This is a genomic window from Paractinoplanes rhizophilus (assembly GCF_042664765.1).
Taxonomy (GTDB): domain Bacteria; phylum Actinomycetota; class Actinomycetes; order Mycobacteriales; family Micromonosporaceae; genus Actinoplanes; species Actinoplanes rhizophilus.
Genome location: NZ_JBHTBJ010000001.1, coordinates 194,723 through 217,916, shown reverse-complemented (window position 1 = coordinate 217,916; position 23,194 = coordinate 194,723). Strand labels below are relative to the sequence as shown.

The 23,194-nt window shown below is 72.6% G+C and carries 22 protein-coding genes; 18 read left to right on the top strand and 4 right to left on the bottom strand.

Annotation, left to right across the window (positions count from 1 at the left end; genetic code table 11):
- The first annotated feature begins 31 nt into the window (after window positions 1–31).
- The 3 genes from ACFQS1_RS00945 to ACFQS1_RS00935 are packed head-to-tail and all read left to right on the top strand — an operon-like array spanning window position 32 to window position 2,841.
- Window positions 32–682 carry a GOLPH3/VPS74 family protein gene (locus tag ACFQS1_RS00945; protein ID WP_378963914.1) on the top strand — a complete coding sequence of 217 codons (651 nt, stop codon included), beginning with the start codon at window positions 32–34 and terminating at the stop codon, window positions 680–682.
- Window positions 683–727: 45 nt separating this feature from the next.
- Complete coding sequence (locus ACFQS1_RS00940) at window positions 728–2,242, top strand: APC family permease (protein ID WP_378963913.1); 1,515 nt, start codon at window positions 728–730, stop codon at window positions 2,240–2,242.
- Entirely contained in the window at window positions 2,239–2,841 is a 603-nt protein-coding gene (locus ACFQS1_RS00935) for a GNAT family N-acetyltransferase (protein ID WP_378963912.1), read from the top strand. Before ACFQS1_RS00940 ends, ACFQS1_RS00935 begins: the two co-directional genes overlap by 4 nt.
- A gap of 55 nt (window positions 2,842–2,896) precedes the next feature.
- Here the strand turns inward: ACFQS1_RS00935 and ACFQS1_RS00930 are convergent, their stop codons facing one another.
- Both ACFQS1_RS00930 and ACFQS1_RS00925 read right to left on the bottom strand, forming a co-directional pair.
- A complete protein-coding gene (locus tag ACFQS1_RS00930) occupies window positions 2,897–4,666 on the bottom strand; it encodes a serine/threonine-protein kinase (RefSeq protein WP_378963911.1) in 1,770 nt (589 codons plus the stop codon).
- 119 nt (window positions 4,667–4,785) lie between these two features.
- Window positions 4,786–6,045, bottom strand: a complete 1,260-nt coding sequence (locus tag ACFQS1_RS00925) for an alpha/beta fold hydrolase (protein WP_378963910.1) — start codon at window positions 6,043–6,045, stop codon at window positions 4,786–4,788.
- A 115-nt stretch (window positions 6,046–6,160) separates the two neighbouring features.
- Between ACFQS1_RS00925 and ACFQS1_RS00920 the strand changes: the two genes are divergently transcribed.
- Both ACFQS1_RS00920 and ACFQS1_RS00915 read left to right on the top strand, forming a co-directional pair.
- The gene (locus ACFQS1_RS00920; protein WP_378963909.1) at window positions 6,161–6,580 is read left to right on the top strand and encodes a YciI family protein; all 420 of its coding nucleotides are present in this window, start codon (window positions 6,161–6,163) and stop codon (window positions 6,578–6,580) included.
- A complete protein-coding gene (locus ACFQS1_RS00915) occupies window positions 6,558–7,850 on the top strand; it encodes an RNA polymerase sigma factor (protein ID WP_465263190.1) in 1,293 nt (430 codons plus the stop codon). Before ACFQS1_RS00920 ends, ACFQS1_RS00915 begins: the two co-directional genes overlap by 23 nt.
- An 18-nt stretch (window positions 7,851–7,868) precedes the next feature.
- Here the strand turns inward: ACFQS1_RS00915 and ACFQS1_RS00910 are convergent, their stop codons facing one another.
- Entirely contained in the window at window positions 7,869–8,135 is a 267-nt protein-coding gene (locus tag ACFQS1_RS00910; protein ID WP_378963908.1) for an ABC transporter permease, read from the bottom strand.
- Between the two features lie 119 nt (window positions 8,136–8,254).
- On the opposite strand from ACFQS1_RS00910, the gene ACFQS1_RS00905 reads away from it, so the two are divergent.
- The 3 genes from ACFQS1_RS00905 (at window position 8,255) to ACFQS1_RS00895 (ending at window position 11,500) form a co-directional block, all read left to right on the top strand.
- Window positions 8,255–9,721, top strand: a complete 1,467-nt coding sequence (locus ACFQS1_RS00905; RefSeq protein WP_378963907.1) for a WD40/YVTN/BNR-like repeat-containing protein — start codon at window positions 8,255–8,257, stop codon at window positions 9,719–9,721.
- 1,134 nt (window positions 9,722–10,855) lie between these two features.
- Window positions 10,856–11,161 carry a hypothetical protein gene (locus tag ACFQS1_RS00900; protein ID WP_378963906.1) on the top strand — a complete coding sequence of 102 codons (306 nt, stop codon included), beginning with the start codon at window positions 10,856–10,858 and terminating at the stop codon, window positions 11,159–11,161.
- 60 nt (window positions 11,162–11,221) lie between these two features.
- Window positions 11,222–11,500 (top strand): hypothetical protein, encoded by a 279-nt coding sequence (locus tag ACFQS1_RS00895; protein ID WP_378963905.1) that lies wholly within the window; start codon window positions 11,222–11,224, stop codon window positions 11,498–11,500.
- A gap of 37 nt (window positions 11,501–11,537) precedes the next feature.
- On the opposite strand, the gene ACFQS1_RS00890 is transcribed toward ACFQS1_RS00895, so the two are convergent.
- The gene (locus ACFQS1_RS00890; RefSeq protein ID WP_378963904.1) at window positions 11,538–12,290 is read right to left on the bottom strand and encodes a GntR family transcriptional regulator; all 753 of its coding nucleotides are present in this window, start codon (window positions 12,288–12,290) and stop codon (window positions 11,538–11,540) included.
- A 139-nt stretch (window positions 12,291–12,429) separates the two neighbouring features.
- Between ACFQS1_RS00890 and iolC the strand changes: the two genes are divergently transcribed.
- The 10 genes from iolC to ACFQS1_RS00840 are packed head-to-tail and all read left to right on the top strand — an operon-like array spanning window position 12,430 to window position 23,180.
- Window positions 12,430–13,449 (top strand): 5-dehydro-2-deoxygluconokinase, encoded by a 1,020-nt coding sequence (iolC, locus tag ACFQS1_RS00885; protein ID WP_378963903.1) that lies wholly within the window; start codon window positions 12,430–12,432, stop codon window positions 13,447–13,449.
- Window positions 13,442–14,311, top strand: coding sequence for a Cgl0159 family (beta/alpha)8-fold protein (locus tag ACFQS1_RS00880; protein WP_378963902.1), 870 nt, complete (start codon window positions 13,442–13,444; stop codon window positions 14,309–14,311). The genes iolC and ACFQS1_RS00880 overlap by 8 nt, the downstream gene beginning before the upstream one ends.
- Window positions 14,308–15,216 carry a 5-deoxy-glucuronate isomerase gene (gene iolB, locus ACFQS1_RS00875; protein ID WP_378963901.1) on the top strand — a complete coding sequence of 303 codons (909 nt, stop codon included), beginning with the start codon at window positions 14,308–14,310 and terminating at the stop codon, window positions 15,214–15,216. The genes ACFQS1_RS00880 and iolB overlap by 4 nt, the downstream gene beginning before the upstream one ends.
- On the top strand, window positions 15,213–17,066 hold the full coding sequence (gene iolD / locus ACFQS1_RS00870) for a 3D-(3,5/4)-trihydroxycyclohexane-1,2-dione acylhydrolase (decyclizing) (RefSeq protein ID WP_378963900.1): 1,854 nt from the start codon (window positions 15,213–15,215) through the stop codon (window positions 17,064–17,066). The genes iolB and iolD overlap by 4 nt, the downstream gene beginning before the upstream one ends.
- Before the next feature lie 8 nt (window positions 17,067–17,074).
- The gene (locus ACFQS1_RS00865) at window positions 17,075–18,022 is read left to right on the top strand and encodes a TIM barrel protein (protein WP_378963899.1); all 948 of its coding nucleotides are present in this window, start codon (window positions 17,075–17,077) and stop codon (window positions 18,020–18,022) included.
- Window positions 18,009–19,001: a substrate-binding domain-containing protein gene (locus ACFQS1_RS00860; protein WP_378963898.1), complete on the top strand. Its 993-nt coding sequence runs from the start codon at window positions 18,009–18,011 to the stop codon at window positions 18,999–19,001. The genes ACFQS1_RS00865 and ACFQS1_RS00860 overlap by 14 nt, the downstream gene beginning before the upstream one ends.
- Window positions 19,002–19,015: 14 nt before the next feature.
- The gene (locus ACFQS1_RS00855) at window positions 19,016–20,065 is read left to right on the top strand and encodes an ABC transporter permease (RefSeq protein ID WP_378963897.1); all 1,050 of its coding nucleotides are present in this window, start codon (window positions 19,016–19,018) and stop codon (window positions 20,063–20,065) included.
- Window positions 20,066–20,068: 3 nt separating this feature from the next.
- Window positions 20,069–20,887, top strand: coding sequence for an ATP-binding cassette domain-containing protein (locus ACFQS1_RS00850; RefSeq protein ID WP_378963896.1), 819 nt, complete (start codon window positions 20,069–20,071; stop codon window positions 20,885–20,887).
- Window positions 20,887–21,897 carry a Gfo/Idh/MocA family protein gene (locus ACFQS1_RS00845; RefSeq protein ID WP_378964618.1) on the top strand — a complete coding sequence of 337 codons (1,011 nt, stop codon included), beginning with the start codon at window positions 20,887–20,889 and terminating at the stop codon, window positions 21,895–21,897. The genes ACFQS1_RS00850 and ACFQS1_RS00845 overlap by 1 nt, the downstream gene beginning before the upstream one ends.
- Before the next feature lie 44 nt (window positions 21,898–21,941).
- Window positions 21,942–23,180 carry an FAD-binding protein gene (locus tag ACFQS1_RS00840; RefSeq protein ID WP_378963895.1) on the top strand — a complete coding sequence of 413 codons (1,239 nt, stop codon included), beginning with the start codon at window positions 21,942–21,944 and terminating at the stop codon, window positions 23,178–23,180.
- Window positions 23,181–23,194 lie beyond the last annotated feature (14 nt).

Here is a 23,194-nt window from a genome sequence, read left to right as displayed (position 1 = left end):
TCAAACGCACCACAAATAAGGAGGGCCCGCAGTGGCGTCGTCGCCGCAGCTCCCCCTCGCCGATGACCTGTACTTGACCGCGCACGACACGGTCAAGGGCAAGTCGCTGCTGACGCCGGCCACTCTCGGCCTCGGGCTCGCGGCGGCGCTCATCGGCGAGCTTGTCTTCTGGCGGCGGCTGGACCTGATCGACGGCAAGCTGGCCTTGATCGACGATCGCCCGACCGGTGATCCGGCCACCACCGCCGTCCTCGACCAGCTGCTCCGCGAGGGCCACCACCGGGCGGTCCGCGACTGGATCTCGTTCCTGGCCACCGGCGTCGCCACCGACCTGGTCGAGCGCCGCCTCTCCCGGGCCGGCCTGCTGCACCGCCAGGAGAAGCGCGGCCTGCTGGGCACCAAGGTGGCGTTCGTCCCGGCCGACTCCATGGTCGCCGGCTGGCCCGCCACCCGGATCCGCACCTTCATCGGGCGCGGCGAGCTGCTCGACGTCTCCGACCTGGTCCTCGCCGGACTGATCCTCGCCACCGGCCTCGACCAGCACGTCTTCATCACCCTCGACGCCCGCGGCCGCGAGGCGTTGTTCGACCAGTTCCGGCGCCGCCTCCCGGCCATGCTGCAGGAGCTCGTCGCGCACGCGGAGGCCGCGGTGGGCGACGCCGTCATGGCCCGGCGCGCCTGACCCGATCACATCCCTCAACCCCTCAACCCCCACCCGGAGACCCACGTGTCCAGCACTACAACACCACCGCAGAGTCAGCTATCCAACGCCCTGGCTCAGGACCGCCTCGGCGTGGCCGCGGTGGTCTTCTTCGTGATGTCCGCCGCCGCCCCGCTGACCGTGGTCGCCGGCGTCGTGCCGACCGGCCTCGCCGTGACCGGCCTGACCGGCATCTCCATCGCGTTCATCGCCATGGCCGTCGTCCTGGCGATCTTCGCCGTGGGCTACGTCGCCATGGCCCGGCACATCGCCAACGCCGGCGCGTTCTACGCCTACATCTCGCGCGGCATCGGCCGGCCGTTCGGCGTGGGCGCCGCCTGGCTCGCGCTGCTGGCCTACAACTGCTTCCAGATCGCCGCGTACGGCGGTTTCGGCGCGATCGCGTCGCCGCTGTTCAAGGACTGGTTCGGCGTCGACATCCAGTGGTGGGTGCTGGCCCTGGTCTGCTGGGCGATCACCGCCATCCTGGGCGTGCGCGACGTCGCCGTCAACGGCAAGGTCCTGGCCACCCTGCTGGTCGCCGAGATCCTGCTGGTCGTCGTGTTCAGCTTCGCCGACATCTTCTCGCCGAACTTCAGCCCCTCGTCGGCCCCGCTCGACCTGGGCAGCCTCGTCGGCTCCGGCTCCGGCGCCCTGCTGGCCATGGCGATCACCGGCTTCGTCGGCTTCGAGCAGTCCGTGGTGTTCTCCGAGGAGTCGCGCGACCCGCGGCGCACCGTGCCCCGGGCCACCTACATCGCGATCGCGCTGATCGCCGTGCTGTACGGCTTCGCCTCGTGGACGATGATCTCCGCGGCCGGCGACGACGTGGTCGGCCGGGCCGGCAACGAGGGTCCCGACCTGTTCTTCAACGTCGCCTCCGACCAGCTCGGCAGCGCGGCGGTGCACCTCGGCCACGCGCTGTTCCTGACCTCGCTGATCGCCGCGATGATCTCGTTCCACAACATCATCTCGCGGTACACCTTCTCGCTCGGCCGCGAGGGCGTGCTGCCGCGGATGTTCGGCCGCACCGTGCCCGGCACCGGCGCGCCCAAGAACGGCTCGCTCGCCCAGTCGGCGCTCGGCCTGTTCATCATCGTGCTGTACGCGGTGATGGGCTGGGACCCGCTGGTGCAGATGTTCTTCTGGGGCGGCTCCTCGGGCGGCATCGGCGTGCTGCTGCTGATCACGATCACCTCGATCGCGGTCCTCGGCTACTTCGCCCGGCACCCGCAGGGCGAGGACTTCTGGCACCGCATCGGCGCCCCGGTCCTCGGCACCATCCTGCTGCTGGTGATGAGCTACCTGGCGCTGACCAACATCGCCACCCTGTTCGGCGTGGAGCCCGGCGCCGGCCCGACCTGGGTCGTCCCGCTCGCGTTCGCGGTGGTCGCGCTGGCCGGCATCCTCTGGGCGCTGGTGCTGCGCAGCAGCCGGCCCGACGTCTACCGGGGCATCGGCCTCGGCGCCCGCAGCTCCACCGCCGGCAGCGGTGGCGGCGGCTTCGCGGCGGCGCTCGCCGGTGACCAGGGGGCCAAGTGACGTACCCGGAGATCCGCCCGGCCCGCGCGGACGAGATTCCCGCGGTCGGGCAGTTGGTCGGCCTGTCCTTCCTCGACCTGCCGCAGTGCGCCTACCTGGTGCCGCCGCTGACCGCCCGGCTGACCGTGACGACCGACTACTTCACGATGCTCACCGAGCACGCGCACTCCTACGGCCGGGTCGACGTGATCGACAACCCGGACGGGGCCGGTCTCGCCGCCACGGCGGTGTGGTTCGACTACACCCGTGAGGCGCCCGACCCGGCGAACTACGAGGAGCGCCTGCGGTCGATGGCCGGCGAGTACCTCGACCGGTTCCAGGCGCTCGACGTGCTGTTCGAGAAGCACCACCCGCACGAGGAGCACCTGCACCTCGCGTTCCTGGCGGTCCACCCCGACCACCAGGACCACGGACTCGGCAGCCACCTGATGGAGCGCACGCACGCCGAGCTGGGCCAGGCCGGCACCCCGGCGTATTTGGAGGCCACGAACGAGAACAACGTGCGCCTCTACCGCCGGCACGGTTACGCCGACATGGATCCCTTCGAGATGCTGCTGCCCGACGGCACGCCCTTCTTCCGGATGTGGCGCGCGGTCTGAGGCTCGCGATGCGAAAGGGCGTGACCACCGTCCGGTCACGCCCTTTCGCGCTTGCTCACCAGTCGAACTCGGGGCCCCGCGCGCTGCCGGAGGGCAACAGCGGCCGCTGGGTGTAGCGCCAGGTCTCCACCACGACGTACCGATGCCCGCGGGGCGGGTCGAACTCCGCCGGCCCGCAGTTGTGCTTGAAGGCAAAATCGGTGAACAGCAAACCCTTGCATTCGTACGGTCCGGCGGCCACCTGGTCGGTCCGCACGTCGCGAATCGTCATCGCGAGATCGATCTGTACGCCCGGCGCGGCCTCCATCTCGCCCAGCACGCGCACCGACGGGCCGATCGCATAGCAGGGCCGGGCGAGGACCGGATGGCCGAGATCCCAGCTGTACGAGTCGCCGCAGCGCCACGGCCCGAACTGGACCTTCCCGCCCGCCCGGGCCGGGCCTGCCGAGGCGGCCGCCCCGGCCTGCGCCCGCCCGCCGTTCGCCGCCTCGCGGGCCTGCTCCGCCCGCTGCCGGGCCTGCTCCGGTGTCTCCGGGCCGCCGCTCGAGATCCCGGCCGAGGCCGCCTCGGGGACCTTCGACGAGAGCTGCCCCGCCGCGCCCGGCACTCCGGTGCTCGCGCCCGTGCCGGCCGCCGTGCCGCCGGGCCCGGGACCGCCGGCCCCCGGCCGGGTGGCGTCGCCCGTGGCGCCCGGGGGATCGCCGGCGCCGATGAGCTGCCACGCGTTGAAGCCGCCCAGCCCCGAGATCGCCACCGCGGCGGCCACCAGCGCGACCATCATGCCCGGGCGGCGCCACAGCCACGACCGGGGGCCGTTGCGCGGCCGCTTGCGGGCCGGGCGGCGCCGGGCGGAGGGATGCGGCTGTCCCAGGTGCGCTGTCGACCCGTACGCGAGATCGGGGTTCTGGGTGGTCGAGGTCAGCGCCGGGACGCCGGTCATCTGCCGGGCCAGGTCCCGCAGCGCGCCGCCCAGCTCACCGGCGGTCGGGCGGCGGGCCGGATCCTTGTCGAGACACCAGGCGATCAGCGACCACACCGGATGCGGCATGCCCGGCGGACGCTCCGGGGAGTCGTCGACGTGGCGGCGCAGCACGGCGAGCGGCTCGCCGGAGTACGGGGGAGCGCCGGTCACCAGCTCGTAGAGGACGATCCCGGCCGAGTAGACGTCCGAGGCCGGCTCGGCGTCGCCCTGGATCGCCTCGGGCGCCATGTAGTGCGGGGTGCCCACGATCGCCTGCGGCGTGGTCAGCCCGGCCGCGTCGAGGACCCGGGCGATGCCGAAGTCGGTGAGGCGCACCTCGTGCCGCCCGCCGGACTCCTGCAGCAGGATGTTGTCGGGCTTGACGTCGCGGTGCACCACGCCGAGCTCGTGCGCCTGGGCCAGCGCCGCCGCGACCTGGGCGAGCAGGGTGGCGGCCTCGGCCGGCGGCAGCGTGCCCGCCGAGATCAGCCGGTTGCGCAGCGAGCCGCCGCTCACGTAGTCCATCACCAGCGCCAGCGAGCCGCCGACGCTGAACAGATCGTGCACGCCGACGATGTTCTCGTGCCGCATCATCATCAGGATGGTGCGCTCCTGCACGAAGCGGATGACCAGCTTCGGCTGCCGCAACAGCCCCTCGTGCAGCAGCTTGACGGCGACGTACTCGCCGGTGGACCGGTCGATGCCGCGCCAGACGGTGCCGGTGGCGCCGTGCCCGACCGGGCACACCAGGACGTACGAGTTTCCGACGCAGCGACCGCTGAGATCGGCGGTGGCGGCCTCGGCGGGACCGGCGCCGCTCACGTCGCCGGGACCGCGGCCGCTCATGGAGAGGGATGACTGCACCCGCCCGATGCTGCTGAGCGCGCCGCGCGGCGGGCAACTCGCGGCGCCCGTTCTGTCAGGAAAGGCGCATCACGAGAATGCATCGTCACCGCTCATGTTCTGACTCGTTCGGCTATGGATCAGCGCAGCCCCGACGCCATGTCCATCAGGTGGCCGAGCACGGCCTCGCCGGAGGTGCGCAGGCCGTCGTGCTCGTGCTCGCTGGTGACCCAGGTGCGCACGTCGCCCACGGCCGCCGCCGTCGCCAGCGAGAGGCCGGCGTCGACGTACATGTCATCGGCGTAGACGGCGGCCAGGACCGGCACCTCGTTGGCCGCCAGCCGGTCCCGGTCGTAGAGCACCGGCCAGTCGCCGGCCTCGGCGAGCAGGTGGGCGGCCCCGGCGAACGGGCGCAGGGCGGCGATCTGCTCGAACATCCAGGGGTACATCATCTCGCCGGTGAACAGCAGCGGGTCGGCGCCGGCGGCGAAGGCGGGGTGCTGCTTCATCGCGCGCTCGGCGGCCCAGCCGGTCGGGCCGTTGCCCTGGCCGTAGCAGTACTCCTGCAGTGCGAACAGCGGCTGGTCGATGAAGCCGGTGTGCGCCATCACCTGGTAGCGGAAGGTGTCGCTGAGCTGGTCGCCGTGCCACGCCTCGTCGAGGATCCAGTGCACCTCGGCGTATCCGTAGCTCATCCCGAACGCGTTGCCGAGCGTGCGGAACCGCTCGACGGTGAGCCGGTCGCCGTCGGGCAGCCGCACGTCGTCCGCGGCCAGGTGATCGGCGATCCGGCGCACGGCGCCGGCGTCGCCGGGGAAGGCCCGGTAGAACTCGGCGTTCTTGCCGGCCACCCGGGGGTAGGTGCGGGCGTAGACGTCGTCGGCGGTCGCGGTCAGGCCGGGCAGGCCGCCGGTGACGAAGCAGTTGCGCAGGCCGTGCGGGGCCCGCGAGAGGTACGCCATGGTGACGAAGCCGCCGTAGCTCTGGCCGAGCGTGTCCCACTTGGTGCCGCCGGCGACCCGCTCCCGCAGGATCTCGGCGTCGGCCACGATGCTGTCGGCGCGCAAGAGCTTGAGGTATTCGGACAGCTCCCGGTCGGTGCGGCCGGCCACGGTGCGGGCGGTGACCGGCGTGCTGCGGCCGGTGCCGCGCTGGTCGGGCAGCAGCACCCGGTGGGTCCGCACGGCGTGGCCGATCCAGCTCTCGGCCCGCACCGGCCGGGGCGACTTGCCGCCCGGGCCGCCCTGGAGGAAGACCAGCCACGGCAGATCGTCGCCGGCCCGGTCGGCCGCCACCACCTCCCGCGCGAAGACCTCGATCGTCTCGCCGCCGGGCCGCTCGTGGTCGAGCGGAACGGTGACGGTGTGGTCGGTGAAGCGGAGCCCGGGATGCGCGATCATGCCCCTCACCCTAGGCTCGGAAATTTTCCGGGCGCCCTGTCGATCCGGTGCGGCGCCGTTCGACCTCGGGGTGAGAAGGTCGGAAGGCGACCGGACGGAACAGGGAGTTTTCACGATGGCGAAGTACATGCTGATCATGCGCGCTTCGGACGAGACCATGGCGAAGATGGGGGAGATGTCGTTCGACGAGATGCTCGAGACCGTGGGCCGCTACAACGACGAGCTGATCCGGGCCGGCGTGCTGATCGCGGCCGAGGGCCTGGACGACGCGGCGCAGGGCGTGGTGGTCGATTACTCCGGCGAGACCCCGGTGGTCACCGACGGGCCGTACGGGGAGACCAAGGAGCTGTTCGGCGGCTTCTACATCCTCGACGTCGCCACCAAGGAGGAGGCGGTCGAGTGGGCCAAGCGCATGCCCGCCTTCCCCGGCGCCAAGACCGAGATCCGCCGGGTGCCCAGCATCGAGGAGTTCCCGCAGGACAACAAGTGGGTCCAGAACGAGAAGGCCTGGCGTGAGCGCACCGGCCAGCTCTGATCGGGCCAGCTCTGATCGGGCCGGTTCCTCGGGAGTCGAGCGGGCCCGGCGCGCGGTCGAGGCGGTCTGGCGGATGGAGTCCGCCCGCATCGTCAGCGCGCTGGCCCGCTACACCCGGGACTTCCCGCTGGCCGAGGACGTCGCGCAGGAGGCCCTGGCCGAGGCCCTGGTGGCCTGGGAGCGCGACGGCGAGCCGGCCGACCCGGTCGGCTGGCTGCTGTCCACGGCCCGGCGGCGGGCGATCGACGCCTTCCGCCGCCGGTCGGCCCTCGACGAGCGGTACACCACGCTGGCCCGGCAGCTGCCCGAGTCGGCGGAGCTCGACTGGGACCCCGACCGGATCGGCGACGACATCCTCGCGCTGATGTTCGTGTCCTGCCATCCGGTGCTCTCGCCCGAGGCCCGGGTCGCGCTCACCCTGCGCGCGGTCGGCGGCCTCGGCAGCGAGGAGATCGCCCGCGCCTTCCTGGTCCCGGTGCCGACGATCCAGGCCCGCATCACCCGCGCCAAGAAGACCATCGCGGCCGCCGGCGTGCCGTTCGAGCTGCCGCCGGCCGAGGAGCGCCGGCCGCGGCTGGGCGGCGTGCTCAGCGTTCTGTACGTCATCTTCACCGAGGGCTCGACCGCGACCGCCGGCGACCGGCTGCTGCGCACGGATCTGGCCCGCGAGGCCATCCGGCTGGCCCGCATGCTGGTCGCGCTGCTGCCCGGCGAGCCCGAGACGCACGGCCTGCTGGCGCTGTTCGAGCTGACCGCGGCCCGCTTCCCGGCCCGCACCGGCCCCGGCGGCGAGCCGATCCTGCTGGCGGACCAGAACCGCCTGCTCTGGGACCGCTCGGCGATCCGCCGCGGCTTGGCGGCGCTGGGTCAGGCCCGGGCGGCCGGTCGCGGCCTCGGCCCGTACGGCCTGCAGGCGGCGATCGCCGCCTGCCACGCCTCGGCGCCGTCGGTGGCGGAGACCGACTGGGAGCGGGTGGTGCTGATGTACGAGGCGCTCGGCCGGGTGGCGCCGTCGCCGGTGGTCGAGCTGAACCGGGCGGTGGCGGTCGCGATGGCGAGCGGTCCATTGGCGGCGCTGGCGATCGTCGACGAGCTGGTGGCCACTGACCGCCTGGCCGGCTCCCACCTGCTGCCGACCGTGCGGGGCGAGCTGCTGACCCGCCTCGGGCGGGTCGCCGAGGCGCGGGCCGAGCTGGAGCTGGCCGCCCGGCTGTGCGGGAACGCCCGCGAGCGCTCGGTGCTGCTGGGCAAGGCCGAAGCGCTGGGCTGAGGCCGCCGGGAGGGCCGCTTACGGCGAGCCGGCCGCCCAGCCGCGGCCACGGCCCGCCGCGCGCCGCCAGTCGGCGCGGGCGAGCAGGCCGAAGACCGCCGTCGTCACGGCGAGCAGGATCACGATCGCCCATTCCAGCGCGCCGCTGCCCCGATCCGGATCCCACCCGGTGAGCAGCTCGATCCACTCCCGGGAGATCAGCGTGACCACGAGGAGCACCCCGGTGGCCGCCGCCAGCGCAGCCTCGATCCAGAACCGGGCGGGAAGTCTTCGCTGACGGGTCAAGGCAGCTCCTCGGCGAGGTCGTCCGTCCATTGTCGGACGTCGCCGGCGCGGCGGAGCTGTCCGTCGGATAGTCGACGCATTGTCACCAGCCCGTCGCGCGGCTCGTAACGTCCCATGCCATGCCCGTGTTCTCGGAAGGGCTACGGCCGGACGAGTTCGCCGTTCTTACGCTCGGCGCGGTGCAGGCGCGCGTCCGCGACACCGACGCGTCCGTCGACGTCGAGGTGCGCAACGAGGGTGCCGATCCCGTCGCGGACGTGGTCGTCGCGGTGCTGGCGGAGGCCCGGGTGGCGGCGTCCGCCACGGTGGCCGTGCGGCCGGGCGAGGCCGCGCGAGCCACCCTGTCGTGGCCATGGCGCGGCGGGCCGGAACACGTCACGGTGGTTGTCGACCCGGATCAGCTGCTGACCATGGAACCGCGGACGGCGTGTACGCGTACGGTCTCGATGGACCGCACGCCGGCCGCGGCCGCGGCGGCGCCCAGCCGGTGGGTCTCGCTCGGCCCGGCGCTGATCCGGTCCGGGCTGGGTGCCACCGGCCGGCTTCATCACATCGTGATCCGGCCGGACCGGCCGGCGACCATGCTGGTCGCCGGCGGCGGCGGGTCCGGGTCAGGGGTCTGGCGCACCGAGGACGCCGGCGCCACCTGGGCACCGGTCACCGACGCGTTCGGCACGCCCGACGTCAAGGCCCTCGCCATGGATCCCGCCGATCCGGCGCGGGTGTACGCGGCGACCACCGACGGCCTGCTGGTCACCACGAACGGCGGGACCTCGTGGTCGCGGGTCGCCGGCAACGACGCGCTGGGCATGACGGGCGCCGACGGCGCGCTGGTCGTCGACCCGGCGGACCCCGTCCGGCTGTATCTCGCCAACGCCCGCGGGGTGTCCCGGTCCGTCGACCGGGGCCGGACCAGGGCCGTGGTCCACGCCGCCGGGCAGGGCACCGACCTGATCACCGGCGCGCCGGCCGGGCGGCTGCTGGCGGCCGTCCGCAACGACGGCGACCTGGCGCAGACCGGCGTCTGGGCCTCCTCGGACAGCGGCGACAGCTGGCGCAGGCTCACCGGCTGCCCGGGCGGGCGGCTGCCGGCCATCACCGGGCCGACCGGGATCCGGCTGGCCCGGTCCGGCTCGACGATCTTCGCGAGCTTCAAGACCGGCACCGGCTGGACGCTGTACCGGACGACCGGCGTCGGCTGCTCGATCGGCGGACGGCCGGAGAGCGTGTGGGAGCGCGGCTGGCGACCGGAGGGCACGGCCGGCGGCGAGCCGATCTTCCGCCGGTTGTGGAAGTACCTGTGCGCGGACCCGGCCGACCCGGATTCGTCTATCTGGGCGGCACCGACATGTGGGTATCCTCCGACCGTGGCGACACCTTCACCCGGATCACCGAGCCGCATGTGGATCACCAGGGTTTCGCGGTGCACCCCACCCAGCCCAGGACGATCTTCACGGTCTCCGACGGCGGCGTCTACCGCTCGACCGAGCGTGGCGCCGCGGGTTCCTGGCTCTTTCTCGGCCAGGGCATCCGCAACACCGAGCTGTACGACCTCGCGGACGCCGCCACCAACCCGGATCTGCTGATCGGCGGCACCCAGGACAACGGGACCATCCGATGGGACCGGCCGTCGCAGACGTGGCGGTGGATCCGTGGCGGCGACGGCGCCACCGTCGCGATCGACCCGGAGAACGAGTCGGTGATGTACTCGATGGGCCAGTACGCCGACAGCATCAGCCGCTCCACCGACGGCGGCGAGAACTGGACCGCGATCTCCGGGTCGCTGCCCGCCGGGGAGTGCTTCAACCTGCACTATCAGGTCCATCCCGGCGACGGAGATCTGCTGCTGGCCTCGTGCATGTCGCTGTGGCGGTTCCGGATCGGCTCCGCCGCCTGGACCGCGATCTTCACCCCGCCGGGCGGCACCGTCGTCCGCAGCGCCGTCCGCACCCGCGACGACCTCTACCTCGCCGGCACGTCGCTCGGGGCGCTGTACGCCGGCCCGCACGGCGCCGGCTTCACCGAGGTCATGCGGAACTCGTTCGGCGGCGGGAAGGTCAATGACATCCTGATCGACCCCGACGACGACTCGACGATCTGGCTCGCCTGCGACGGCACCGGCGCCGGCCGGGTCGTGCGAGCTGTCGTGGGCGGCGACGCGGCGGACATCACCGGCACTCTTCCCGCGGGTCTGACCGCCCGCACCCTCGCCGCCGACCGCCTGAACCCCGGATTTCTGTACGCCGGCACCAACCGGGGCGTCTACCGGGCGAGGATCACCCGCGGTGCCTGGACGTGGTCGACGTACGGCAGCGGGTTGCCCGACCCGGACGTGCGTGCCCTGCGGGTGCACCCGCGCACCGGCGTCCTGCGGGCCGCCACGCTCGGCCGGGGCGTCTGGGAGATCCTGACCGGCCCGCCGCTCGGCAGCGTCCTGGCCGAGACCGGCCGGGTCACGATGGTGCGGGCGCACGACACCGGCACCGGCTTCGGCTCCGGCGGGGACCGGCTCGACGCCGACGCCGTGGTCCGGCTGGACGGCGCGCCCGCGTACAGCTTCGGCCTGCGGCTGCGGCCCGGCCCGGAGGCCGCCGCCGCGGCCGCCACGTTCGCGCTGCTGCGCGACGCCTTCCGCCGCAACCAGCCGGTACGCGTCGAGTACACCCGCACCGGCCTGCGCTCTGGCATGATCATCCGCGCCATCCGGGAGTGAGGCAGGAATGGCTTCCAAGCTCATCAACTCGTCCGGCAAAGTGACCCAGCTCCGCGCGGTCGAAGCCGGAACCCGCCACGGCCCGCCCGGCGACCAGATCGACGTCGAGGTGGTCGTGCAGCTCTCCACGCACCCGGACCGCGCGATGGGCTTCAAGCTGCGCGAGGACGACAACCGGTACGCCCACCAGGCCATGTTCGACCTGCTCCGGGACGCGTTCGCCAACAACTTCACCGCCCATCTCGACTATTCCATCGACCTCGAGGCGGGCAAGAAGAACGGCCTGATCCTGCGCGTCTGGCTGACCAGATAGCGCGGGCCCGGCACGGCGCGCGCGGCGGAGCCGGCCGGGGACCGGTTACGGTTGGCAACTATGACGACCTACTCCGGTCCCGCGAGGCTCATCCTCGCCGGGGGCACGCACGTGTCGGGCATGGCATCGCTCAGCACCAACCAGCGGGGCGGCGTCGAGGGCTGGGGTGGCACGTTCCGCCCGGACCAGATCAGCGCGGAGATCCGCGAGGCGGGCGACGGGCTGCAGCTGGAGTTGCCGTACGACCAGGTCGGCGCCGTGGCCGTGACCGGGGTCCGGAAGCTGCTCGCGACGCAGATCCTGATGTCGCTCGCCGGCCGCGGTCCGGCGCCGTTCTGATCCGGCCCGGCGCTCACCCGGACGAGGGACCCAGCGCTCAGCCGGCCGAGAGGTTGAGCTCGAAGCTGTAGCGGCTCGCCCGGTAGAGGTGGCTGCCGTACTCGAGGGCCCGCCCGGAAGCGTCCCAGGCGGTCCGCACCATGGTGAGCACCGAGGCGCCGCGCTTCTCGCCGAGGGTGCGGGCCTCGGCGGCGGTCGCCGGGCGGGCGCCGATCACCTGGGTGGCAATCCGGGGGACGTGGCCGGCGCCGCGCAGCAGCTCGTACAGGCCGTGCCCGGCCAGGTCGCCGGCGGTGAGCTCGAGGACGTCGACCGGGATCGCGTTGTGCATCAGCGCCAGCGGCTCGCCGGCCGCGTAGCGCAGGCGCTCGATCCAGGTCACCGGCGTGCCGGGGGACAGGGACAGGGCGGCGGCGACCGCGTCCGAGGCCGGCACGACGCGTAGGTCGAGGACGTCGGTGCGGGGGGCGCGGTCGCCGGCCACCAGATCGTCGTACAGGCTGGTCAGCTGGACCGGGCGGCGGACCTTGGGGTGCACCACCTGGGTGCCGACGCCGCGCTTGCGGACCAGCATGCCCCGCTCGACCAGGTACTGGATGGCGCGCCGGGTGGTGGGGCGGGAGACGCCGAGCCGCTCGGCCAGGTCGACCTCGTTCTCGATGCGGGCGCCCACCCCGATCTCGCCCTTCTCGATCAGCTCCTGCAGCCGGGTCGCGACCTGGTAGTAGAGCGGCACCGGGCTGGACCGGTCCAGATGGACCGGGCGCACCGGGGTCCGGTCGGATGTCACGGCATCCCCCTGTGAACTCTCAGCTGTCGCAAGTCAGTTTGTCAGGACAAAGTGTTGACGTGCGAGCAACCACGTTATTCCATCGAGGGCAGCCGACATAGAGCAACCTCCCGATTACCACCGGTAGAGGGGACAGCGCATGCCCGCGGACGATGTCCTGACGATGGGGCGCATCGGCGTCGACCTGTATCCGCAGCAGATCGGGGTGTCGCTGCGCGAGGTGCGCACTTTCGCGAAATTTCTCGGTGGCAGCGCGTCCAACGTGGCCGTCGCCGCCGCGCGGTACGGCCGGCGGTCGGCGGTGATCACCCGTACCGGCAACGATCCGTTCGGCGAGTTCCTGCACGACGCGCTGCGCGGCTTCGGGGTGGACGACCGGTTCGTCACGCCGGTGGCCGGCCTGCCGACGCCGGTGACGTTCTGCGAGATCTTCCCGCCGGACGATTTCCCGCTCTATTTCTACCGTTTCCCCAAAGCCCCCGACCTCGAGATCCGCGCGTCCGAGCTGGACGAGGAGGCGATCCGGGCGGCCCGCGTCTTCTGGGTCACCGGCACCGGGCTGTCCCAGGAGCCGTCGCGGACGGCGACGCTGCACGCGCTGCGGACCCGGGGCCGCCGCGGCATCACCGTCTTCGACCTCGACTACCGCCCGATGTTCTGGGCGTCCCGCGAGCAGGCCCGCCGCTGGTACGCCGAAGCCCTGCCGCACGCCACCGTCGCGGTCGGCAACCTCGACGAGGCCGACACGGCGGTCGGCGTCCGCGATCCCGAGGCTGCCGCCGCCGCCCTGCACGACGCGGGGGTGGAGCTGGCGGTCATCAAGCGCGGTCCGGCCGGCGTCCTGGCCTCCCGCACGGACGGGCCCTCCGGCACGGACGGGCACTCCGGCACGGCCGAGCAGGCCCGCACGGCCGGGCAGGCCCGCCAGGACGAGCAGGTCAGCGTCCCGCCGGTCCCGGTCGAGGTGGTCAACGGCCTCGGCGCCGGCGACGCGTTCGGCGGCGCGCTCTGCCACGGCCTGCTGGCCGGCTGGGAGCTCGAGGCGACGATGCGGTTCGCCAACGCCGCCGGCGCCATCGTCGCCTCCCGCCTGGCGTGCTCGGATGCCATGCCCACCGCGGACGAGGTGCGCGAGCTGCTGGGGGTGTCCCGTGCGTGACTTCGCCGATCTGCTGGAGGCGCGCACCAGGCGCCCGGAAGCCATCGCCGCGGCCGCGGCGGCCCGCAAGCGGCCCGGCAGCCTGTTCGGCCCGCACGGCAAGCTGATGATCATCGCGGCCGACCACCCGGCCCGCGGCGCGCTGCGGGCCGGCGCCGACCCCCTGGCCATGGCCAACCGGGCCGATCTGCTCGACCGCATCCGCACCGCGCTGGCCCGCCCCGGCGTCAACGGCGTGCTCGGCACCCCGGACGTCCTGGAAGACCTGCTGCTGCTCGGTGAGCTCGACGGCAAGGTGGTGATCGGCTCGATGAACCGGGGCGGCCTGGCCGGCGCCGCCTTCGAGATGGACGACAGGTTCACCGCCTACGACGCCGGCAGCATCGCCGCGGCCGGGTACGAGGGCGGCAAGATGCTGCTGCGCATCGACCCCGGCGACCCCGGCACGGCCGCCACCCTGCAGGCCTGCGGCACCGCGGTGGCCGAGCTGGCCGGCCGGCGGCGGATGGCGATGGTCGAGCCGGTCATCGCGCACCGGGCCGACGGCCGGGTGCGCCACGACCTCGGCCCGGAGGCGATGATCCGGGCGATGACGGTGGCCGCGGGCCTCGGCACCACCTCGGCGTACACGTGGCTGAAGGTGCCGGAGGTGCCGGACATGGCACGGGTGATGGCGGCGACCACGCTGCCCGCGCTGATCCTCGGCGGCGAGGTCCCCGGCGACGCCGACGCCGCCTTCACCAGCTGGGGCAAGGCGCTGCGGCTGCCGACCGTGCGGGGCCTGGTGATGGGCCGGTCGCTGCTCTATCCGGCCCGCGGCACCGTCGCCGACGCGGTCGACCGAGCGGTGGGACTGCTGTGACGGCCCGGGTCAACCCGCTGATGCGGCGGGGCAGCGCGGCCGACAAGCCGTTCGACGTGGTGGTCTCGCCCGAGAACGCCGGCTGGCGCTACAGCGGCCTGCGCGTGCTGGAGCTGCCGATCGGCGCGCGGGCGCGGTTCCGCACCGGCGACGACGAGATGCTCGTCCTGCCGCTCTCCGGCGGCTGCGACGTGACCTGCGACGACGAGCGGGTCACCCTCACCGGCCGGCGCTCGGTCTTCTCCCGGGTCACCGATTTCGCGTACGTGCCGCGGGAGTCGGCGGTGACCGTGCGGGCGCCCAACGGCGGGCGGTTCGCGCTGCCCGCCGCCCGGGCCGGGCGCAAGCTGCCGTTCCGCTACGGCGCGGCCGACGAGGTGCCGGTCGAGCTGCGCGGCGCCGGGCGGGCCAGCCGCCAGGTCAACAACTTCTGCACGCCGGAGAGCTTCGAGGCCGACCGGCTGATCGCCTGCGAGGTGCTCACCCCGGGCGGCAACTGGTCGTCCTACCCGCCGCACAAGCACGACGAGCAGGCCGACGGCGAGTCCAGTCTGGAGGAGATCTACTACTTCGAGGTGGCGTCCTCGCCGGCCGGCGGCGCCGGCTGCGGCTACCAGCGCGTGTACGGGCACCCGGACCGTCCGATCGACGTCTGCGCCGAGGTCCGCACCGGCGACGTGGTGCTCATCCCGTACGGCTGGCACGGCCCGTCGATGGCCGCGCCCGGCTACGACCTCTACTACCTCAACGTCATGGCCGGGCCGGGCGCCCGCGAATGGCTGGTACGCGACGACCCCGCGCACGGCTGGGTCCGCGCCTCCTGGACCACGATGGACGTCGACCCGCGCCTGCCGCTGTCCAGCTGCAAGGAACGACCCAGTTATCGAACGGGAGCGGGCTCGTGAGACTCACCGTCGGCCAGGCCGTCGCCCGGTTCCTGGCCAGCCAGTGGACCGAGCGCGACGGGGTGGAGCAGCGCGCGATCGCCGGCTGCTTCGGCATCTTCGGGCACGGCAACGTCGCCGGTCTCGGCCAGGCGTTGCTGCAGGCGCAGCGGACCGGCGAGGCAGACATGCCCTATCACCTGGCCCGCAACGAGCAGGCCATGGTGCACGCGGCCGCCGGCTACGCCCGGATGAAGAACCGGCTGTCCACGATGGCCTGCACCGCGTCGATCGGGCCCGGCTCGACCAACATGCTCACCGGCGCCGCCCTGGCGACGGTCAACCGGCTCCCGGTGCTCCTGCTCCCGTCCGACATCTTCGCGACCCGGGTCGCCGCGCCGGTCCTGCAGGAGCTGGAGGACCCGTCCTCGTACGACGTGAGCGTCAACGACGCGTTCCGGCCGCTGTCCCGCTTCTTCGACCGGGTGTGGCGGCCCGAGCAGCTGCCGGCCGCCCTGCTCGGCGCGATGCGGGTGCTCACCGACCCGGCCGGGACCGGCGCGGTGACCATCTGCCTGCCGCAGGACGTGCAGGCCGAGGCGTACGACTTCCCCGAGGCGCTGTTCGCCAAGCGGGTCTGGCACGTGCGCCGCCCGCTCGCCGAGCCGTCCTTCGTGGAGAGAGCGGCCGAGGTTGTCCGCAACGCCTCCCAGCCGCTGCTGATCGCGGGCGGCGGCGTCATCTACGGCGAGGCGTCCGAGGAGCTCGACCGGTTCGCCCGCGCGACCGGCATCCCGGTCGCCGACACCCAGGCCGGCAAGGGCGCGCTCGCCTGGGACCACCCGAACTCGGTGGGCGGGGTGGGCTCGACCGGCACCCCGGTCGCCAACCGGCTCGCCCGCGACGCCGACGTGGTGATCGGCGTCGGCACCCGGTACAGCGACTTCACCACGGCGTCGCGGACCGCGTTCCAGAATCCCGGCGTCCGGTTCGTGAACATCAACGTGGCCGGCTTCGACGCGGCGAAACAGGGCGCGTACCCGATCGTCGCGGACGCCCGCTCCGGGCTCTCCGCGCTGCTGGCGGCCCTTAGCGGCAAGCGGTTCCCGACCGATTACCGGGCCGACATCGCCACCTGGCAGGCGACCGTGGACGATGCGTACGCGATGGGGAACAGTCCGCTCCCCGCCCAGAGCGAGGTCATCGGGGTGGTGAACGAAGCGTGCGGAGCACGCGACGTCGTGGTGCAGGCGGCCGGCAGCATGCCCGGCGACCTGCAACTGCTGTGGCGCGCCCGGGATCCCAAGCAGTACCACGTCGAGTACGGCTACTCCTGCATGGGCTTCGAGATCGCCGGCGCGCTCGGCATCAAGATGGCCGACCCGTCCCGCGAGGTGTACGCGCTGGTCGGCGACGGCTCCTACCTGATGATGGCGCAGGAGATCGTCACCGCGGTGGCCGAGCACATCAAGCTGATCGTCGTCCTGGTGCAGAACCACGGCTTCGCCTCGATCGGCGCGCTTTCCGAATCCCTCGGCTCGCAGCGCTTCGGCACCAGCTACCGGTTCCGCGGCGCGTCGCAGGACTACGACGGCGGCCACCTGCCCGTCGATCTCGCGGCCAACGCCGAGAGCCTCGGCGCCGCGGTGATCCGCTGCCGGAGCGTCACCGACCTGCGCGACGCGCTCAACCGGGCGCGGGAGGCCGACCGGCTCACGGTGGTGCACATCGAGACCGACCCGCTCGCCCCGGCGCCCTCCTCCGAGTCGTGGTGGGACGTGCCGGTAGCGCAGACCTCCACGTTGCCGACCACGCGCGCGGCCCGCGAACGCTACGCGGAAGCCAAGCGCGACCAGCGCCACTACCTCTGAGGGTCCTCATGGAAATTCGTCATCTGCAACTCGGTAGCTGCCCGGACTCGTGGGGGGTGTGGTTCGCCGACGATCCGCGGCAGACCCCGTGGGACCGGTTCCTCGACGAGCTCGCGGCCGCCGGCTACCGCTGGCTCGAGCTGGGTCCGTACGGCTACCTGCCGACCGACCCGGCGCGGCTGGCCGACGAGCTCGCCCGGCGCGGGCTCTCGGTGGCCGGCGGGACCGTGGCCGGCGTGGGCGGGCCGCACAAGGACTTCGACGCGGTTGCCGCCGAGACCCGCAAGGTCGCCGCGCTGACCGCCGCGCTGGGCGCGCGGAACGTCGTCTTCGTTCCGGTGCCCGGCTATCGTGACGACCGCACCGGCGCCTATCGCGAAGCGGCGCGTCTGGACGACGACGCCTGGGCCGCGCTGATCCGCAACGCCGACACGCTCGGGCGGATCCTGGTCGAGGAGTACGGCGTCCACCTGCGGTTCCATCCGCACGCGGACTACCAGGTGGAGACCCAGGAGCAGGTCGAGCGGTTCCTGGACGAGACCGATCCGGCCGTCGTCTCGCTGTGCCTGGACACCGGGCACCTCGCGTACCGGCGCGCCGACGTGCCCGGCCTGATCCGCAAGTATCCGGAGCGCGTCGGCTACGTCCACATCAAGCAGATGGATCCGGTCATCGCCCAGCGCGCCGCCGCCGAGGACCTCGCCTTCGGGCAGGCCGTCGCGATGGGCGCCTCGGTCGAGCCGCCGGCCGGCGAGCCGCGGATCCCGCCGGTCCTGGAGGCGCTGAGCGAGCTGGGCGCCGACCTCTTCGTCGTGGTCGAGCAGGACATGTACCCGGTCGGCTTCGACGTTCCGCTGCCGATCGCGAGGCGTACCCGCGCCTACCTCAACTCGGTCGGCCTGCACTCCCGGGCCGCCGCCATCCCCACCGAGGAGACACCCGATGAACGCTCGTAGCCGCACCGTCCGCATCGCCGCGCTCCTCGCGGCCACGGCCCTCGCCGCCGCCGGTTGCAGCGGCGGCGGCCGCGAGAAGAGCACCGACGACTCCGGCGGGGGCGGCAACGCCGCCGGCAGCTCCGGTTACACCATCGCCTTCATCACCCACGAGACTCCCGGCGACACCTTCTGGGACAAGGTGCGCAACGGCGCGCAACAGGCCGCCAAGGACACCGGCGTCACGCTGAAGTACTCCAACGACCCGGAGGCGCCCAAGCAGGCGGCGCTCATCCAGAGCGCGGTCGACTCCAAGGTCGACGGCATCGCCACCACGCTGGTCACCCCGGACGCCCTGGCCGGCGCGGTCAAGGCCGCCACCGCGGCGGGCATCCCGGTGGTCGGCTTCAACGCCGGCATCGACCAGTACAAGGACCTCGGCGCGCTGATGTACTTCGGCTCGGACGAGACCCTGGCCGGCACCGCCGCCGGCAAGCGGCTGGCCGGGCAGGGCGTCAAGCACCCGCTCTGCGTCATCCACCAGACCGGCTCGGTGTCCCTCGAGGCCCGCTGCGCCGGCGTCAAGATCTCGGTGCCGGGCACCGAGAACATCCAGGTCAACGGCGCCGACGACGCGGCCGTCACGACCACCCTGCAGGCCAAGCTGGCCCAGGACAAGTCGATCGACGCGATCGTCACGCTGGGCGCGCCGCAGGCCATCGACACGATCAAGGCGAAGGACCAGTCCGGCAGCCAGGCCAAGCTGGTGACCTTCGACCTCAACGCCGAGGCCGCCCAGGACATCAAGGACGGCAAGATCCTGTTCTCGATCGACCAGCAGCCGTACGTCCAGGGCTACATGGCCGTCACGTCGCTCTACCTGAACGTCAAGAACGGCAACGACATCGGCGGCGGCAACGCGGTGCTGACCGGCCCGTCCTTCGTGGACAGCAGCAACATCGACAAGATCCTGCCGTTCACCAAGAACAACACGCGGTAGACGGAGGCGCCGTCATGACACAGACCGAGGAGCGGCCGGCCCCGGTGGCCGGCCGGGCCCGCCCGCCGCTGTCCGGCCGGCTACTGGCCCGCCCCGAGATCGGCGCGCTGGTCGCCGCGATCATCATCTTCGTCTTCTTCCTGGCGCTCGCGCCGTCGTTCCGCTCGGCCGAGTCCTTCTTCACCGTGCTCTACCAGTCGTCGGTGATCGGCATCGTGGCGGTCGGCGTCGGGCTGCTGATGATCGGCGGCGAGTTCGATCTGTCGGCCGGCGTCATCGTCTACACCGCCGGCCTGGCCAACTCGCTGTTCTGCTGGTATTTCGGCGTCAACCTGTGGGTCGGCGCGCTCGGTTCGCTGGCGTTCTGCCTGCTGATCGGCTTCCTCAACGGGCTGGCGGTGATGCGCACCGGCATCCCGAGCTTCCTCATCACGCTCGGCACGTTCTTCGTGCTGCAGGGCGCCAACCTCGGCGTCACCAAGCTGGTCACCGGCACGGTCTCCAGCCCGGACGTCAGCCGGATCGCCGGCTACGACTCGCTCGGCAAGATCTTCTCGTCCAGCTTCCGGATCGGGCCGGTGACGGTCTGGGGCACGGTGCTCTGGTGGATCCTGTTCGTGGCGCTGGCCACCTGGACGCTGCAGCGGACCCGGGCCGGCAACTGGATCTTCGCGGTGGGCGGGAACCTGGACAGCGCCCGCGCCGTGGGCGTGCCCGTGGTCCGTACGAAAATCGGGCTCTTCATGACGGTGTCGTTCCTCGGCTGGTTCGTCGGGATGCACCAGCTCTATCGCTTCAACACCCTGCAGGCCGGCAGCGGCGTCGGCAACGAGTTCCTCTACATCATCGCGGCGGTGGTGGGCGGCACCCTGCTCACCGGCGGCTTCGGCAACACCATCGGCGTCGCCATCGGCGCGTTCATCTTCGGCATGACCAGCCTCGGCATCATCTACGCCGGCTGGGACCCGAACTGGTTCAAGGCGTTCCTCGGCGTGATGCTGCTGCTGGCCGTGCTGGTGAACATGTACGTGAAGCGGATGGCCACGATGCGGAAGGCGGACTGACCCATGACCGACACCCTGGCCGGGCACGCCGACCGCCGCCTGCACAAGGGCGAGCCGCTGATCGAGATGGCCGGCGTCGGCAAGTCGTACGGCGCGATCCGGGCGCTGCGCGGCATCGACCTGCGGGTCGACGCCGGCGAGGTGACCTGCGTGCTGGGCGACAACGGCGCCGGCAAGTCCACCCTCATCAAGATCATGTCGGGGCTGCACCCGCACACCGAGGGCGTGGTGAAGGTCGACGGCGAGCCGGTCCGCTTCGGCAGCCCGCGCGCGGCCCTCGCGCACGGCATCGCCACGGTCTACCAGGACCTGGCGGTGGTCGGGCTGATGGAGGTCTGGCGCAACTTCTTCCTCGGCTCGGAGCTGACCGCCGGCCGGTATCCGCTGGCCGGGCTCAAGGTCCGGCGGATGCGCGAGATCGCCGACGCCGAGCTGCGCAAGATGGGCATCGTCGTGCAGGACATCAACCAGCCGATCGGCACGCTCTCCGGCGGCCAGCGCCAGTGCGTGGCGATCGCCCGCGCCGTCTACTTCGGCGCGCGGGTGCTGATCCTCGACGAGCCCACCGCCGCGCTCGGCGTCAAGCAGTCCGGAGTGGTGCTCAAGTACGTCGCGGCGGCCCGCGACGCGGGGCTGGGCGTCGTCTTCATCACCCACAATCCGCACCACGCGTACCTGGTGGGCGACCATTTCGTGATCCTGAAGCTCGGCGAGACCGCGCTCGACAAGAACCGCAGCCAGGTCACCCTCGACGAGCTGACCACCCAGATGGCCGGCGGCGACGAGCTGGCCGAGCTGTCGCACGAGTTGGGGCGCCGGTGATGCTGCGGGTCGGCGTCATCGGCACCGGCATGATCGGCCAGGAGCACGTCCGGCGGCTGACCACGGTGCTCAACGGGGTGACGGTCACCGCCGTCGCCGACGTGGACGCCGCGGTCGCCGCCGAGGTGGGCGGCCGCGCCGGCGCCACCGTGCACCCGGCCGGCGAGGACCTGGTGGCCGACCCTGCGGTCGACGCGGTGCTGGTCTGTTGCTGGGGGCCGGCCCACGAGCAGTACGTGCTCGCCGCGATCGCCGCCGGCAAGCCGGTCTTCTGCGAGAAGCCCCTCGCCCCCACCCAGGAGGCCTGCCTGCGGATCGTCGAGGCCGAGGTCGCGCACGGCAGCCGGCTGGTCCAGGTCGGCTACATGCGGCGGTTCGACTTCGCGCACCGGCAGCTCAAGCTCGTCCTCGACCGGGGCGAGATCGGCACGCCGCTGATGATGCACTGCGCGCACCGCAACGCCGGCGTGCCGTCGTTCTACCAGAAGGAGATGGCGATCACCGACACCGCGGTGCACGAGATCGACATGGTGCGCTGGATGTTCGGCGCCGAGATCGCCGGAGTGCGGGTGCTCGTCCCGCGCCGTAACAGCCACGGCGGCGACCTGCAGGACCCGCTGCTGCTGATCCTGGAGATGACCAACGGGGTCCTGGTCGACGTGGAGACGTCAGTGAACATCCGCTATGGCTACGACATCCGCGGCGAGATCGTGGGGGAGAGCGGCACGGCGTCGCTCGGCTCCCTGTCGCCCGTCGCGGTGCGACGGGACGGCCGGGTGGAACATCCGGTTCCGGCCGACTGGCGGGCGCGCTTCCTTGCCGCGTACGACGTGGAGCTGCAGGAATGGGTGCTCGCGATCGCCGGTGGCGGGGCGCCGCCGGGCCCGAGCGCCTGGGACGGGTACGCCGCCGCGGTGGTGTCGGACGCGGGAGTCGCCGCCCTGCGTACCGGGGAACGGGTTGCGGTGTCGCTCGCCGAGCGGCCGAAGCTCTACGCGCCGGGGCGCTGAGCACCTTCGCCGGGCCGCCGGTTGATCAACTGTAGGCTGGGGCGATGAGCGAGAGCGTCACGAACTGGGCCGGCAACGTCGTCTTCGGGGCCCGGCGGCTGCACCACCCCGCCTCGGCCGGCGAGGTGCGCGCCCTGGTGGCGGCCGGCGGGCCGCTGCGCGTGCTGGGCAGCGGCCACTCGTTCAACCGGATGGCCGACACGACCGGCGACCTGGTGTCCCTGGCCGGCCTGCCGCGCGTCTTCGAGATCGCGCCCGACCGCGCATCGGTGCGCGTCGACGGCGGCATGCGCTACGGCGAGCTTGCGGCCCGGCTGCAGCAGGAGGGGCTCGCGGTGCACAACATGGCCTCCCTGCCGCACATCTCGGTCGCCGGGGCCGTCGCCACCGCCACCCACGGTTCGGGCGTGCGCAACGCCAACCTCGCCACCGCCGTCCGCGGGCTCGAGCTCATCGACGGCCGCGGCGAGACGGTCACGCTGACCCGGGACGACCCGGACCTGGCCGGGGCGGTGGTCGGGCTGGGCGCGCCGGGTGTGGTCACCGCGCTGACGCTCGATGTGGTCCCCGCGTTCGAGCTGCGGCAATACGTGTACGACGACGTGCCACGCGCCTCGATCGAAGGCCGGCTGGGGGAGATGCTGGCCGATGGGTACAGCGTCAGCCTGTTCACCGACTGGACCGGGCTGGACGCCAACATGGCATGGCTGAAGCGGTCCGCGCCGATGTCGGGGCCGTGGTTCGGGGCCCGGCAGGCCGACGGGCCGCGGCACCCGGTGCCCGGCATGCCCGCGCAGAACAGCACCGATCAGTCCGGCGAGCCGGGCCCGTGGCACACCCGGCTGCCGCATTTCCGGATGGAGTTCACCCCGTCCGCCGGCGAGGAGCTGCAGTCGGAATACCACGTCGCCGCCGCCGACGGGCTCGCCGCGATCGACGCGGTGGCCTCGATCCGCGAGCGGGTGGCCACGGTGCTGCAGGTCTGCGAGATCCGCGCGATCGCCGCCGACCGGCTGTGGTTGAGCCCGAACTACGAGCGGGACAGCATCGCGCTGCACTTCACCTGGATCGCCGACACCGACGCCGTGCTGCCGGTGGTGGCGGAGGTCGAGCGGGTGCTCGCGCCGCTGGATCCGCGGCCGCACTGGGGCAAGGTGTTCACCATGGCGCCGTCGTCGGTGCGGGCGGCCTTCCCGCGCTTCGCGGATTTCGCCGATCTCGTGCGCCGGTACGACCCGGCCGGCACGTTCCGCAACGAGTGGCTGGCGACAATCCTGGACTGACCGAGATGGGGCTG